The 14,159-nt window shown below is 62.3% G+C and carries 15 protein-coding genes; 8 read left to right on the top strand and 7 right to left on the bottom strand.

Annotated features, from left to right (window positions below; translation table 11 throughout):
* Window positions 1-65: 65 nt before the first annotated feature.
* On the bottom strand, window positions 66-2,033 hold the full coding sequence (locus B7O88_RS01720) for a methyl-accepting chemotaxis protein (RefSeq protein ID WP_160003121.1): 1,968 nt from the start codon (window positions 2,031-2,033) through the stop codon (window positions 66-68).
* 174 nt (window positions 2,034-2,207) lie between these two features.
* Between B7O88_RS01720 and B7O88_RS01725 the strand changes: the two genes are divergently transcribed.
* Genes B7O88_RS01725 through B7O88_RS01745 form a run of 5 tightly spaced genes read left to right on the top strand, consistent with a single transcriptional unit; the run spans window position 2,208 to window position 6,511 of the window.
* Complete coding sequence (locus B7O88_RS01725; RefSeq protein ID WP_088273913.1) at window positions 2,208-3,167, top strand: DUF2333 family protein; 960 nt, start codon at window positions 2,208-2,210, stop codon at window positions 3,165-3,167.
* Window positions 3,168-3,170: 3 nt separating this feature from the next.
* Window positions 3,171-3,716, top strand: a complete 546-nt coding sequence (locus B7O88_RS01730; RefSeq protein ID WP_088273463.1) for an NUDIX hydrolase — start codon at window positions 3,171-3,173, stop codon at window positions 3,714-3,716.
* A complete protein-coding gene (locus B7O88_RS01735) occupies window positions 3,713-4,078 on the top strand; it encodes a translation initiation factor Sui1 (protein ID WP_088273464.1) in 366 nt (121 codons plus the stop codon). The genes B7O88_RS01730 and B7O88_RS01735 overlap by 4 nt, the downstream gene beginning before the upstream one ends.
* A 4-nt stretch (window positions 4,079-4,082) precedes the next feature.
* Window positions 4,083-5,435, top strand: coding sequence for an MATE family efflux transporter (locus B7O88_RS01740; protein ID WP_235005702.1), 1,353 nt, complete (start codon window positions 4,083-4,085; stop codon window positions 5,433-5,435).
* Window positions 5,436-5,476: 41 nt separating this feature from the next.
* On the top strand, window positions 5,477-6,511 hold the full coding sequence (locus B7O88_RS01745; protein WP_160003122.1) for a GGDEF domain-containing protein: 1,035 nt from the start codon (window positions 5,477-5,479) through the stop codon (window positions 6,509-6,511).
* Here B7O88_RS01745 and B7O88_RS01750 read toward each other — a convergent pair.
* The 3 genes from B7O88_RS01750 to B7O88_RS01760 form a co-directional block, all read right to left on the bottom strand.
* Window positions 6,508-7,293, bottom strand: coding sequence for a methyltransferase domain-containing protein (locus tag B7O88_RS01750; RefSeq protein WP_088273466.1), 786 nt, complete (start codon window positions 7,291-7,293; stop codon window positions 6,508-6,510). The genes B7O88_RS01745 and B7O88_RS01750 overlap by 4 nt on opposite strands.
* Window positions 7,294-7,361: 68 nt before the next feature.
* Complete coding sequence (gene ppa, locus B7O88_RS01755; RefSeq protein ID WP_088273467.1) at window positions 7,362-7,889, bottom strand: inorganic diphosphatase; 528 nt, start codon at window positions 7,887-7,889, stop codon at window positions 7,362-7,364.
* A 184-nt stretch (window positions 7,890-8,073) separates the two neighbouring features.
* Complete coding sequence (locus B7O88_RS01760) at window positions 8,074-8,520, bottom strand: GNAT family N-acetyltransferase (protein WP_088273468.1); 447 nt, start codon at window positions 8,518-8,520, stop codon at window positions 8,074-8,076.
* Between the two features lie 337 nt (window positions 8,521-8,857).
* Here B7O88_RS01760 and mpl point away from each other — a divergent pair, with 337 nt between their 5' ends.
* Window positions 8,858-10,219 (top strand): UDP-N-acetylmuramate:L-alanyl-gamma-D-glutamyl-meso-diaminopimelate ligase, encoded by a 1,362-nt coding sequence (mpl, locus tag B7O88_RS01765; protein WP_088273469.1) that lies wholly within the window; start codon window positions 8,858-8,860, stop codon window positions 10,217-10,219.
* Entirely contained in the window at window positions 10,212-10,814 is a 603-nt protein-coding gene (locus B7O88_RS01770; protein ID WP_088273470.1) for a flavin prenyltransferase UbiX, read from the top strand. Before mpl ends, B7O88_RS01770 begins: the two co-directional genes overlap by 8 nt.
* 54 nt (window positions 10,815-10,868) lie before the next feature.
* Here B7O88_RS01770 and B7O88_RS01775 read toward each other — a convergent pair whose 3' ends face one another.
* The gene (locus B7O88_RS01775) at window positions 10,869-11,324 is read right to left on the bottom strand and encodes a MaoC family dehydratase (RefSeq protein WP_088273471.1); all 456 of its coding nucleotides are present in this window, start codon (window positions 11,322-11,324) and stop codon (window positions 10,869-10,871) included.
* A gap of 204 nt (window positions 11,325-11,528) precedes the next feature.
* On the opposite strand from B7O88_RS01775, the gene B7O88_RS01780 reads away from it, so the two are divergent.
* Window positions 11,529-12,113 (top strand): LON peptidase substrate-binding domain-containing protein, encoded by a 585-nt coding sequence (locus tag B7O88_RS01780; protein WP_268806943.1) that lies wholly within the window; start codon window positions 11,529-11,531, stop codon window positions 12,111-12,113.
* Between the two features lie 3 nt (window positions 12,114-12,116).
* On the opposite strand, the gene B7O88_RS01785 is transcribed toward B7O88_RS01780, so the two are convergent.
* Both B7O88_RS01785 and B7O88_RS01790 read right to left on the bottom strand, forming a co-directional pair.
* Entirely contained in the window at window positions 12,117-13,328 is a 1,212-nt protein-coding gene (locus B7O88_RS01785; protein WP_088273473.1) for a DedA family protein, read from the bottom strand.
* Window positions 13,322-14,086: a DNA-3-methyladenine glycosylase gene (locus B7O88_RS01790; protein ID WP_412779048.1), complete on the bottom strand. Its 765-nt coding sequence runs from the start codon at window positions 14,084-14,086 to the stop codon at window positions 13,322-13,324. The genes B7O88_RS01785 and B7O88_RS01790 overlap by 7 nt, the downstream gene beginning before the upstream one ends.
* Window positions 14,087-14,159 lie beyond the last annotated feature (73 nt).

Raw genomic sequence — 14,159 nt, forward strand, 5'->3', positions numbered from 1 at the left:
CAGGCAGGTGAAAGGCACTGACCATGAGGCGCAGTGCCGCAATTGTTGCTGAATGGCTCTGCCGGTCAGATTCGGAAGGCCGAGACCGCCGACAGCAGGGCGCGGCTGCGCTGGCTGATCTGCTGGGTATGCTGGCGGGTATGCACCACCATGCCGAGGTTGGCCTCGCTCAGATGGTGAATCTGCTGGCTGTTTTCTCGGATGGTGCGCACCCGATCAGACTGGGCGTCGGTGTGGGTGGCGATATGCTCGGCCAATTCATTGATGCGCTCGATGGCGTTGACGATGCGGCCCAGTGCCGCGTCCGCCAGTTGGCCTTGCTCGGCGGTATTGCGTGCGTGCTTGACCTGCTCTTCCATCTGACCGGCGGACTGGCGAGCCACCTGTTGGAGCCGTTCGATAAGCTGACGGATTTCCTGGGTCGAGCCGGCAGTGCGCTGGGCCAGTCCCCGCACTTCATCGGCGACCACGGCAAAACCGCGCCCGGCCTCACCAGCCCGGGCCGCCTCAATGGCGGCGTTCAGGGCAAGCAGGTTGGTTTGCTCGGCAATGCCCTGAATAACCTCCAGCACGCTGCCAATGGTGTCTGATTCGGCCACCATGCGGTCGATGGTACGGGCGCTGTTCTGTACCTCGACCACCAGTTGCTGCATCTGGGCGATGGTGCCGCCAATCACCTGCTGGCCATCGCGCACCTCGCGGTTGGCGATCCGTGCCAGCTCGGCGCTTTCGCCGGCGTTGGTGGCCACCAGACGGATGGCTTCGTCCATGCCGCCGATATCCTGGTTGATTGACTGGGTGTCGCGCTGTTGCTGGGCTGCCCGGTCATGGGTGTCGGCAGACAGTCTTTCCAGGTCGTCGCTGGTGCCGCTCAGTGCCTCGGCCTGCTGATTGATGGTGGTCACCAGTTCGATCAGATACTGGCGCAACTGGTTGGCCGAATGCTCGAGCTGTTTCAGTTCCTGTACCCGACTGCGGGTAGCAACGGGCTTGGTGAAGTCACCGCCGGCGTAGGTCGACAGGACCGGCGCGAACTGGCTGATGCCGTTGGCCAGGGAGCGCTGCATGCGCTCGATCAGAATCGCGATCAGAATCAGCATGGCGATGATGCCCAACTGAACGTTGCGCACCTGGGCGGTGACACGGTCGCGGGCAGCGGTCAGTGCCGGCCGCATTTGCTCGGCCCCTTGCAGCAGGCTGGCGATCCGCTCGCCGGTGATCTGTTGCAGTCTGGCGCGCTCGCTGATCAATGCGCTGGTTCGTTCCAGTTCTGCCGGGTAGCGGTTGAGCAGCGATTGCAGGGCGCGCTTGTAGTCGCTGCCAGGATCGCTGGCGCTTGCCTTGCTGCCCGTATCGACACCCAGCAATGAGGCGAAGGGGTCGTTGCTTTTCTGCTGCGCCTCGACCACGCCGTGCAGCGGCAGCCGGTCGAGCTCGTCGGCGTTCTGGCGTGTGGTGGCAAGCAGGCGCCGCAGGTTTTCAATCAAGGCAGGATCGTTCTGGCTGAACAGGCGGGCTCTTGCCAGGCTGATCCGCACCAGGTTGGCCTGCAATTCGTCAATCAGGCGCACATAATCTGCCGCCGCCTCAGCGCCCTGGCGTTGCCCGTCGCGGCTGTAGGCAGCCAGATGGGAAAGTTCGGCCAGCACTTCGCGCTCGGCCTGAATCAGTAATGCCTGCGGATCACCGGCCAGCTTGCCGATCGCCAGCAGATCGGTCTGCATAAACTCGACAAACTCTGCCAGAGGTGCGTCGAATGGCTGGCGGATGGTTTCCGGGAACTGCTGCAGGTTTTGCTGCAACGCGGCAGCCGTATTCTGGGCCTGTTGCAGGCGCAGGGCATCACCGTGCTGGCGGTAGGCCTCGGTGTCCTGTTGCAGGGATTGGGTCTGTCCGACCATGTTGAGGTAGGCGTCCATCAGCGCATAGGGAGCCTTCAACGCTTGTTGTGACCACCACAGGCTGGCACCCAGTGCTAAGCCGGCAGCAGCGAGCAGCACGGTATTGATCAGGGTGAGAGATTTCAGGCGCATGGCAGTACCCCGGTAGAATCGGACTGCCGGAATAATAATGTCAGTTGTGTGACAGCTTGATGAACGCGCTGGCCGTATGATGGCGCGCCCCGGCAGTGCGTTTGCGCTGATCTGCGCAGCACATTCAAATAGCCGTGATATGCTGGTCCGCAGAACAGCCACAGGAGTCGGAATATGAAATTTGGCAAGCGCAACGCAGCTACGGGCGGCGACGGTCATGGCTCACTGGTAAGCAGCGCAGTGCTCGCACTGGTTGTGGTCTGGCTCTTTATCTGCCTGCTGGTGGGCTGGTACTGGAGCAGCGAGCCTGATCTGGAGCCGGTTGCCGGTGCCCCGCAACCCGAGATGGTCAATGGCGAATACACCGCCCGCACCCTGCGAGCTGTGGTGCAGACCCTGCTTGAGAAGCCGGGTGGCTACCTGAGCAACGACATCATGCCGCCCGGTCTGTGGCTGGATAACATGCCGCGCTGGGAGTATGGCGTGCTGGTTCAGGTGCGTGACATGACCCGTGCGCTGCGCCGCGATATGGCGCGTTCGCAGTCGCAGTCTACCGAGGACCGCGATCTGGCCAAAGCGGAGCCGCGGCTGCATTTTGACAACAACAGCTGGGCCATGCCGGCCAGCGAAAGCGAATACCGCGACGGTATTCGCTCACTCGACAGCTATATCGAACGCCTGCAACGCGGTGAGGCGGACTTCTACTCCCGTGCAGACAACCTCTCCAGCTGGGTGGGGGATGTCAGCACCCGTCTTGGCTCCATGTCGCAACGCCTGTCTGCCAGTGTGGGGCGCGCGCCGTTGACGACCGGCGGAAAGCTTGGCGAGACAACGCCCTGGCTGGAAATCGACGACGTGTTCTACGAGGCTCGCGGTACTTCCTGGGCCCTGGTGCAACTGCTGCGTGCGGTTGAGCATGACTTCGCCGATGTGCTTGAGAAGAAGAACGCGCTGGTAAGCCTGCAGCAGATCATCCGTGAACTGGAAGCCACCCAGCAGACGCTGTGGAGTCCGATGGTGCTGAATGGTGACGGCTTCGGCATGCTGGCCAACCATTCGCTGGTCATGGCCAACTATCTGTCCCGTGCCAACGCCGGCATGATTGAGCTGCGCCGCTTGCTGGAACAGGGCTGATTTGTGGATCAGCAACACATCGCGGCCTATCTTCAGGCTTCCGGCAGCGAGCGGGTGATTCATGTCGATGAGCAGGATCGTGAACTGGGTGTCGTGTCGCGTGCCGACGCTCAGTCGCGTGGTCTGATTACCCGTTGTACCTTTATTTTCGTATTCAACTCCCTCGGTGAGCTGTGTGTGCATCAGCGCACGCCGCACAAGCGTCTTTATCCTTCCTTCTGGGATGTGGCAGCAGGCGGTGTGGTGGCGGCCGGTGAGAGTTATCTGCAGGGCGCTGAGCGGGAGCTGGCCGAGGAGTTGGGCGTATCCGGCGTGCCGTTGACCGAGCACTTCCGGTTTTTCTTCAACTCGGCCGAGAGCCAGCTGTGGGGCGGGGTATTCAGTTGCTGCTGGGATGGTCCGCTGACGCTGCAACCGGAGGAGGTGCAAGCGGTGCGCTGGGTGGACCCGCGCAGCGACTGGCAGCGTGCGGGGGAGCAATATGCTCCCGACTCCCTGGAAGCGCTGGCGCGTCTGCTGCAACACTCGTCATTGGAACTTCATGCATGAAAAAAACCGGTTTGCAGGCCCTGGGTGGCCTGGTGTATTCGACCGATGCCGGGCGTCTGTGCCCGGGCTGTGAACAGCCGGTGGCGCAATGTCGCTGTGCTGACCAGGCTATCCCCGAGGGTGACGGCATCGCCCGGGTGCGCCGGGAAACCAAAGGCCGCGGTGGCAAGACGGTAACCACCGTGACCGGTGTACTGCTGAACGCCGATGACCTCAAGGCGCTGGCCAAGCGGCTGAAGAATCGCTGCGGCTGTGGCGGCGCGGTCAAGGACGGCATTATCGAGATTCAGGGCGACAAGGCCGATCAGGTCTGCGAGCTGCTGGTGGCGGAAGGGTTCAAGGTCAAGCGCGCCGGAGGCTGAGCGGGTGATCCTTCGGCGGCAACTGCTGAGCGCCTGGCGCGACCCGCTGGCGCAGCGCCGGGTTTGGCATATCGCGCTGCCGCTGATTCTCTCCAATATCAGTGTGCCGCTGGTCGGGTTGGTCGATACCGCGGTTATCGGGCATATGGACGGGGCCCATCATCTCGGTGCTGTGGCTGTTGGCAGCACGCTGTTTACCTTCGTGCTCTGGGCAACGGGCTTTCTGCGCATGGGCACCACCGGGTTCGCGGCGCAGGCCTGTGGCAGTGCAGATGGCGACCAGCTACGACGTATCCTGCTGCAGGCAATCTGGCTGGCGGTGTTGATCAGTGCACTGGTCTGGCTATTTCGCACGCCGCTGCTGAATCTGGGACTGCACTATCTGCAGAGCAGTGAGGCGCTGCTCGAGCAGGCCCGCGCCTACTTTCAGATTCGCCTGATCAGTCTGCCGGCGGCACTGGCCAACTTTGTGCTGATCGGCTGGTTTATCGGCGCCCAGAACAGCCGCGTGCCGTTCGCGATGCTGCTGACCGTCAACCTGACCAATATGCTGCTGGATGTGCTGCTGGTGGTTGGGCTGGATCTGGGCGTGCAGGGTGCGGCCTGGGCCAGCGTCTGCGGTGATGTGCTCGGCTTGCTGCTCGGGCTCGCGCTTGTGCGGTCTACCCTGCGGCAATACCCCGGGGCGTTTGACTGGGTGCGAGGTCTCAGGCTCAAAGGCGCGGCGCCGCTGCTGCGGGTCAATCGGGATATTCTCATTCGTACCCTGGCGCTGCAGTCGGTGTTCTATCTGCTGGTGGTGCAGGGTGCCAGGCTCGGAGATGAGGTGGTCGCGGCCAACGCGGTGCTGCTCAACTTTCTGCTGATTACCTCCCATGCGCTTGATGGTCTGGCACATGCGCTCGAAGCGCTTGGCGGTCACGCCCTGGGCAAGCGGGACAAGCGTGGGCTGGTCCAGGTGCTGGTGATTACGACCGGCTGGTCGCTGGTGCTGAGCCTGGCTTTTGTTGCGGCGTTTGCTCTGGGCGGTGATCTGCTCATTCGTTTGCTTACGGATTTGCCGGAGGTGAGGGCGCTGGCCCGGCAGTATCTGGTCTGGGTTACGATCATGCCGCTGGTGACCGTCTGGAGTTATCTGCTTGACGGCTTGTTCATCGGCGCGTCCCGCGCGTTGGCCATGCGCAATGCCATGCTGCTCGCGCTGGTGTGCTACCTGCCGCTGGCGTGGGCCTTGCAGGGCCAAGGTAATCATCTTGTCTGGTTTGGCTTTTTGACGTTTATGGCGTTGCGCTCGCTGCTTCTGGGGGGCTGGTTTGCCTGGCTCTGGCGCACGGACCGCTGGATGCAGCTAGATTAGAAGTGATGCTGAAAGGGCTGGGCAGTAATGGGAGAAGAGCAATGATAGAGGCGTCCATACCGGCAGATGAACAGCAGCGTCTGGCCGCGCTCCGCGCCATGCAACTGCTGGATACACCACCTGATCCGCATATTGATGCGTTGCTGCGCATCGCCCAGCGGCTGTTTGGCGTAGGTAGCGCGCTGGTGAGCCTGATTGACACTGATCGCCAGTGGTTCAAGGGGCGCATCGGAGCGACGAATCTTGAAGGGCCGCGCAACGTTTCGTTCTGCGGTCACACCATTCTGTCCGACGATATTCTCTACGTGCAGGATGCGCACGCCGATGAGCGCTTTTTCGATAATCCGGCCGTAACCGGCTATCCGTTTGTGCGTTTTTATGCGGGCATTGCTCTGCATGCGCCCGATGGCAGCAGGATCGGCTCGTTCTGCGTGCACGATACCGCGCCGCGTGAGCTGACCGACAGCGAACGTGAGGCGATGGGCGACTTTCAACAGTTGCTGGAGGCCCTGTTTGTTGCGCATCAGTTGCGCATGGATGCGGCCTGGCTGCAGGAGGCGCTGGGTGCGGCCGAGCGGCGGGCGCTGATTGATCCATTGACCCAGTTGTGGAACCGTCAGGGGTTGCGCACCATGTTGCCTGCGATCATCAGTCGTGCCGAGCGCGAGGGGTTGCTGGTCGGTTTTGTGTATGGCGATCTGGATCATTTCAAGCGGATCAATGATGAGCGTGGGCACGCTGGTGGTGACCAAGTGCTGATTCAGGCCGGCCAGCGCATGGTGGCGACGATTCGTCCGCACGACCTGGCATTGCGGCTGGGCGGCGAGGAGCTGGCGGTATTAGCGCTGGTACAGGGTCAGGATGAGCTGGATACCGTTGCAGAGCGTTTGCGCGAGAGTTTTTGTCGCCACGCCTTCGAGCTGGAAGATGGTCCGCTGGAGGTCACCATCAGCCTTGGGACCGCATTGGCCGCAGCGCAGGATGTGGATGGCGCTGCTCAGAATCTCATCGCCCGTGCTGATGCTGCACTTTACCGGGCAAAGCGTGAGGGGCGTAACCGTGTGGTTCGCGGTTAGTCGAGCGTAGTAGCCGGGCGCAGCCACCAGTGCAGGTAGCGCCCCAGATGCTGGTAGGCAGGATGCTGGCTGTAGCGCAGCTCGTATTCAATCAGATCTTCGAGGCTGCTGTTACTGCAGAAGGGCTCCGGCATGTAGTCATAGAACACCCGTACGCCGCTGGTGGCCAGGCAGTTAAGGCTCGCCGCGGCGATCCAGTGCATGGCGTCACGCGGGTCAATCGGCTGCTGCGGTGTCAGCCCGCTCGTGCCCTGGCCGGACAACGGCTTCTTGCGCAGCTTTTTGAACTGACCCTTGACCAGATTCTTGTAGATCAGTGCGTCGCGGTTGTAGAACGCGAGGGATAGCGCGCCGGCGGGCTGCACGAGGGCGGCCAGTTGCTGCAGCGCCTGCGCCGGGTCGGCCAGCCATTCCAGTACCGCATGACAGATTACCAAGTCATACCGTTCACCCTGCGCGGCGAGATCTTGCAGCGGCGCCTGCATGAAGCGTACGGGCAGGGCGGGGTTGCTGGCGTTGATGCGCTCACGGGCCGCATCAAGCATCGCTTCTGAAGGTTCTGCAACGGTGAGCTGATGGCCGAGGCCGGCCAGCCAGCTGCTGATCTGGCCAAGTCCGGCGCCAATGTCGAGAATGCGCAGCGGCGATTCTGCCTGCAGCAATGCCGGCAGCCATTGCTGCAGGTCGCGCTGCAACACGGCCAGACGAATGGCACCCTTGGGGCTGTCATAGATGCGCTGGGCGAAACGGGCGCCCAGGTGGTCAAAGTAGCGGTCGGTCATGGCGAGACTCTGCCGTGCAGGCATAAAAAAAGCCAGCTTGTGGCCGGCTTTTTAGCGGGGCGAAACGCTTATTTTTGGTAAGCGTTTACAGCCTTGACGATTTCCGCGCGGGCTTCATCAGCGCCGCCCCAGCGGTCAATCTTGACCCACTTGCCGGGTTCGAGATCCTTGTAGTTCTCGAAGAAGTGCTGGATTTGCTGGATCAGCAGTTCCGGCAGGTCGGTGTATTCCTTGATATCGCGGTACAGCACGCTCAGCTTGTCGTGCGGGACGGCGATCAGTTTGGCATCTCCGCCGCCATCGTCGGTCATGTGCAGAACGCCAACCGGGCGTGCACGGATGACTGCGCCGGGAGCGACCGGATGCGGGGTAACGACCAGCACGTCCAGCGGATCGCCGTCGTCAGCCAGGGTGTTCGGGATGTAGCCGTAGTTGGCCGGGTAGAACATCGGGGTGGCCATGAAGCGATCAACGAACAGGGTGCTGCTGTCCTTGTCGATCTCGTACTTGATCGGCGCATGGTTGGCTGGGATTTCGATAGCGACGTAGATGTCGTTGGGAATGTCTTTGCCGGCGGGGATCTTGTCGTAGCTCATGGGTTACCTGAGGGGCCATAGTTGAAAACTGGCCGGCATTATAGGCGCATCGCCGGCCGATACCAAGCAAAAACGGGGTGAACCTTGGTCGTAGATGTGCTCTGGCCGAGAGTGTCGGCCACGGCTGTCGGGAAATGGGCGCACAAGCGCCGCCACGCGTGCATCGGCGCGGCGGCGCAGGGCGTCAGAGTTTCAGTGCGAAGTACATGAAATCGTGGTCGTTGGAGAAGCCCAGCGAGCGATACAGACTTTGTGCAGCCACGTTTTCCTCGCCGGTCATCACGGTCATTCGCTTGACCCCGGCCTCGCGCGCCATGTTCTTGGCGTGATTGATCAGCTTGTCGGCAACCAGTTGACGACGCGCCTCCTCGGTGACGTAGATGCCTTTGAGTACCCAGCTGGCCGCAAGCGTCAGGGCCGAGAAACTGGGAATGAACTGGCAAAAGCCGAGGGCCTTGCCGCTGTCTTCATCCTCGGCGATCAGAATGATGGCCTGTTCGTGTACCAGCCGCGCTTCGAGGAAGCGGCGCGATGCCTCGGGCAGCGGCGGCTGGCCGTAGAACTCGCGGTACTTGATAAAGAGCGGCGTCACCTCGTCGAGTCGATCGATATCAGCCTGGACTATGCGCATACGAGTGCTCCAATTATGGTCATTAAGTGGCTGGCAGGTTTTGGGTGGTCATTAACAGCATCGTGCATCAGTACTTTTGAATCTGCAATCGCAGGCCCCTAAAAAAGCCGGGATGCGGTGCTTGCGGGCAAACAGACGCGTTGTGCCGGCCGGCTTTTGGAGCGCTGTCGCGCGGCGGCAGGCGTTCAGGTGGTTCCGATGCTTGACATACTGCCGGCCGTCGCCATGCTGTTGCGCTTTCAGCTTTCAGCTTTCAGCTTTCAGCTTTCAGCTTTCAGCTTTCAGCTTTCAGCTTTCAGCGTAAGCTGTAGCCATTCGATTGTGACAAGGACATTTCATGCATCTCCACATTCTCGGCATCTGCGGTACGTTCATGGGGTCGCTGGCGTTGCTGGCACGCGAACTGGGCCATCAGGTCAGCGGCTCGGATGCCAACGTCTATCCGCCGATGAGTACCCAGCTCAGCGAACAGGGTATTGCCTTGCAGGAGGGGTACCGTCCCGAGCATCTGCAGCCGGCCCCGGACATGGTCATCGTCGGCAACGCCATGGCCCGCGGCAACCCGGCGGTGGAGTACATGCTGGATCAGGGCATGCCTTACATGTCCGGCCCCGAATGGCTGGCGCGGCATGTGTTGCAGGATCGCTGGGTACTGGCGGTAGCCGGCACCCATGGCAAAACCTCGACCTCCAGTCTGCTGGCCTGGCTGCTGGAAGACGCCGGCATGTCGCCCGGCTTTCTCATCGGTGGGGTGCCGCAGAACTTCGGAATTTCCGCACGCCTGGGGGGCACGCCGTTCTTCGTCGTCGAGGCGGATGAATACGACAGCGCCTTCTTCGACAAACGCTCCAAGTTCGTGCACTACCGTCCACGCACGGCGGTGCTGAACAATCTTGAATTTGACCATGCCGATATTTTCCCGGATCTGGCTGCCATCGAGCGGCAGTTTCATCACCTTGTGCGGACAGTACCGGCCTCGGGATTGATCATTCATCCGCAGCAGGACGAGGCGCTGCAGCGCGTCATCGGAATGGGCTGCTGGACGCCGTGCCAGACTACCGGCGAGGGTGGCAACTGGCAGGCACGGCTGCTGAGTGACGACGGCTCGCGCTTTGAAGTCTGGCTCGATGGGGAGCTGCAGGGCGTCGCCGAATGGCAGCAGACCGGCCAGCATAGCGTTGCCAACGCGCTGTCGGCGCTTGCGGCCGCGCGTCACGTTGGCGTGACGCCAGCGCAGGGTATCGCTTCGCTTGGCGGGTTCCGCAATGCCAAGCGGCGCATGGAAAAACTGGCCGAGATCAATGGCATCAGCGTCTACGATGACTTTGCCCATCACCCAACGGCGATTGCGACCACGCTGGCCGGTATTCGGGCGCAGATCGGTGACGCGCCGTTGATTGCGGTAATTGAACCGCGCTCCAATACCATGCGTCTGGGCAGTCACATGGCTGCTTTGCCGGCCAGCGTTCGTGATGCCTCGCAGGTGTTCTGGTATCAGCCGGCAGGGCTGGACTGGTCGCTTGAGAGCGTGGTTGCAGACAGCCCTGTACCGGCGCAGGTGGCCAGTGATCTGGATGCCATTGTCGAGCGGGTGGTCGCTGCGGCGACCCCGCAAACACGGGTGGTGGTGATGAGTAACGGTGGCTTTGGTGGTATTCATCAGCGCCTGATTCAGGCCCTGGAGGCGCGCCATGGTTGAGCGAGTTACGCTGGCGGTGACAGGTGCTTCGGGCGTGCAGTATGCGATGCGGCTGCTTGGCTGTCTGGTCGAGTCAGGGGTAGAGGTGTCGTTTCTGATTTCGCAGGCAGCGCAGCTGGTCGCGGCAACGGAAACCGAGTGGCGGTTGCCGCCCAAGCCGCAGGCGCTGGAGCAATACCTGGCCGCGCAGTTCAGGGCGGCCGAAGGGCAGATCCGGGTGTATGGCAAGCAGGACTGGATGGCGCCGGTGGCTTCGGGCAGCGGCGCGCCAGCGGCGATGGTGGTGTGTCCCTGTTCGACCGGCACGCTGTCGGCGATTGCAACCGGAGCCAGCAACAACCTGATCGAGCGGGCGGCGGATGTGGCGCTGAAGGAGCGGCGCAAACTGATTCTGGTACCACGCGAGACGCCGTTTTCCAGCATTCATCTGGAAAACATGCTCAAGCTCAGTCAGATGGGGGCGGTCATCATGCCGGCCAGTCCCGGCTTTTATCACAAGCCGCAGTCGATTGATGATCTGATCGATTTTGTGGTGGCGCGGATTCTGGGGCAGTTGGGGATGGAGCAGGCACTTATCCCGCGCTGGGGAGAGTAGCCCGCGACCCGCGACCCAGCTGTCGTGGGTCGCGGGTTGCAGCACTTCTCTAAATCAGACGAAGTACAGCGACAGGCCTTCGGAGATGAACGCGGGCTTGTCGACGCCTTCAATTTCCAGCGTGTTGCGGGCTTTCATCAGCCACTGTCCCGGGTTCTTCTCAGTCACGTCGAGGATGGTGGTGTGCAGACGAACGCGCGAACCCACGCGCACCGGCTGGATGAAGCGCAGGCTGTCCATACCGTAGTTGACGGCCATTTTCAGGCCTTCCGGGCGCGGCATCAGGCCGGCTGACAGGGCCGGCAGCAGCGACAGCGACAGGAAGCCGTGGGCGATGGTGCCGCCAAACGGGGTCTGCTTGGCCTTTTCTTCGTCAATGTGGATGAACTGGTGGTCGCCAGTGCACTCGGCGAACTGGTTGACGCGCTCCTGGTCGATCTGCAGCCAGTCAGAATGGCCCATATCCTTGCCGATCAGGGACGTAAGTTCAGAAACGGGAATGGCTTTCATCGTGCTCTCCGTGACTCTTATTGTGAGGGTGTGCGTGCCCGCGGCATTGTTGCTACCCTGCCGCAGGAAAATAATGTTCGCAGGCATGGTTGCAAGTGGGGCGGGCGGCGGTCAATGCAAGCCGGGCTTCCATAGGTTTGCTGAATGATTCGACCACCTGTCGGCAGGCTATGTCGTGTCGCAGTTGATGGCAAGGGGGATGTTGTGAGCGAGCAGGTCGCGCTTTTTCCGCTCAAGACCGTGTTGATGCCGGGCTGTTATCTGGATTTGCAGATATTTGAAGCGCGCTATCTCGATATGGTCAGCCGCTGCTTTCGTCAGCAGCAGGGTTTCGTTGTGGTCGGGCTTGAGGAAGGTTCTGAGGTGGGTTCGAGCAACCTGCGTTTCAGCGCCATTGGCTGCGAGGCGCGGATTATTGACTGGCAGCAGCGCGACAACGGCCTGTTGGGGATTCGTGTCGAGGGGCACCGCCGGGCTCGGCTTGCGCAGGTCGAGGTGGCCGCCGATGGCTTGGTATGTGCTGAAGCACAGTGGTTGCCGGAGGCCCTCGATGCGCCGCTGGAGGCCGAGCACGACGAGTTGCTGGCGTTGCACGCGGCTTTGCTGGAACACCCGCTGATCAGCAATCTGCAGATGCCGGCGGTTGCCGAGAGTCAGCAGGCGCTCGCCTGGCAGCTGGGCTATCTGCTGCCGCTCAGCATGGAGCAGAAGACCTCGTTGCTGGCAATGGCGCCGCCATTGGAGCGGCTTGATCAGATTGGTGACTGGCTGGCGCAGATGCAGGCATAAAGGCTACGGCGCCGTCAGCAGCAACCAGCATGCGACCAGATAAGGCCAGGATGCGACCAGCAGTCTTGCCAGGGGCGGCATTGGTGCCAGCGGGCTGGCGCGCTGGACCAGCCAGCTGGACAGCAGCACTGCACTGCTGGCGCACAGCAGGCTGCTCAGCAGCGCCATCGGATCGGCAACCTGTTGCAGCAGCAGGTTGCTGTCGAGTAGCGCCAGCAGTGGCAACGGATAGAGTAACCAGCTGACCCGGGTCCAGAATCCCTGCCCCCGGTTGCAAAGCACGATGCTGACTCCCAGCATGGCCGTGATCAGGGCGGCAATGCTGCTGGCCGCAGACAGCTCCGCCAGCCAGCTCAGAGCAAGGGTCAGCGTCAGGGCGAGCAGAAGCAGCCAGCACGCGCCCCATTGCCGGGCCAGCAGCAGGCTCAGAGGGATCGGCAGGGCCAGCAGTAGCACCTCCGGCTGTGGCCGGGCAAGCGCTGGCAGGCCAGGCAGCTGCAGGTGCTCCCGGCTGGCAACCAGAGTGGCGCTGAATACATCCAGTGTGTGCTGCTGCAGGATCAGCACCAGCAGTGCCAGCAGGCACAGGCCGGCAGCTGCCAGCGGGCTCCAGCGGCGCTGCCAGCGCAACAGGTAAAGGCTACCGCCCAGCACAATCGCGGCGCCGGCGGCCAGGTTCAGCGCCTGGCCCCAGAACAGTGGGGGGACGGCCCAGCTTGCTGCCTGCCCTGCGGTGTAGCCGGGAATAAGGTAAGCAGGCGCCCAAGCCAGAGCCGAAAGAACGTTGATGGCGATAAAGCGCCAGGCAGGCATGTCGAACATGCCGGCGATCATCGGGATGATCGGGCGCAGCGGGCCGATAAAGCGGCCAAGTACCACGCTCAGCCAGCCGTAGCGGCGGAAAAAGCGCTCCCCCTGGTCAATCCACTGCGGATTGCGCCGGAACAGCGGGAGGCGGCGAATGTCCTGATGAAACCAGCGGCCCAGGGCAAAGCTGAGCAAGTCGCCCAGCACGGCTCCGGCAAAGGCCCAGATGACGGCCTCGGTCAGTGATACGCCGGCGCCCGCTGCCAGTGCGGAAATGGCGAACAGCAGGAAGACGCCCGGCACCACCAGTCCGGCTACCGCCAGCGATTCGGTGAGCGAGACCAGGAAAATGGCAATGCCGAGCCACTGCTGGTGGTTTGACAGCCAGTCTGTGAGGGAACTCAGCATGTCACATCCCCTTTGCTGGCGCTGGCCTGAGCCTGTGCATGATCCAGCATCCGATAGTCGCGGCCGGGCAGTCGGCTGCGCCCCAGCGGGTTGCGAGTGCAGTGCGGGGCATAGGCAGCGTCTACCCAGCGATACGGCAGATGTTCATCGCGGCCGCTCGGAATGCCGAGGCGAGGAGCCTGAATCACCTGCTCGGGGCGGTAGCCGTCATCCTCAATCAGCAGCCAGTCTGCATCGAACCTGCGGGCGTTCCATTCCGGTACCCGAATGGCCAGCGAGCGACACAGCAGCGTCTGTCCGGCGCACAGGCGCTCGGGCTGGCGTGGCTGGCCGTTGCGCTGTGGGTTGAGTTGTTGCATGCGCGTGAGGCTGCTTGGCGGGCTGATGGCGTCGACGACCGGATGCGCTGATTTGAGCAGTACGCCGCAGCCTTCGCCCAGCGCGCTGCAATTCATCGAGTCGCCGCCACGGGCGTAGTACATGTAAATGGTGCCAGGGTCCATGAACAGGGCGCGCCGGGCCTGGGTGAACCCCAGCGACGCGTGGCTGCCACGCTCTTCCAGCAGGTACGCCTCGGTCTCGATGATGCGGGCGGCCAGCCACTGGTCGCCGAGCCGCCGGCGAATCACTTTGCCCAGTAGCGCAACCGCCAGCTCGCGGGCGTCTCGCTGAAAGAAACGCTCTGGCAACGGGGTCGGGGAGGCTGTGCTGGTGCGGGTATCGGGCATGGGGTCATGGTAGCAGGGGTTGGATGACACATTGAATTGCACAGCGACCGCAGGCGGCGCTGTCAAGCCAATGGCGAGCCCGCTATAATGCCGCATTTGGCCA

It is taken from the genome of Halopseudomonas aestusnigri (genome assembly GCF_002197985.1).
Classification (GTDB): domain Bacteria; phylum Pseudomonadota; class Gammaproteobacteria; order Pseudomonadales; family Pseudomonadaceae; genus Halopseudomonas; species Halopseudomonas aestusnigri.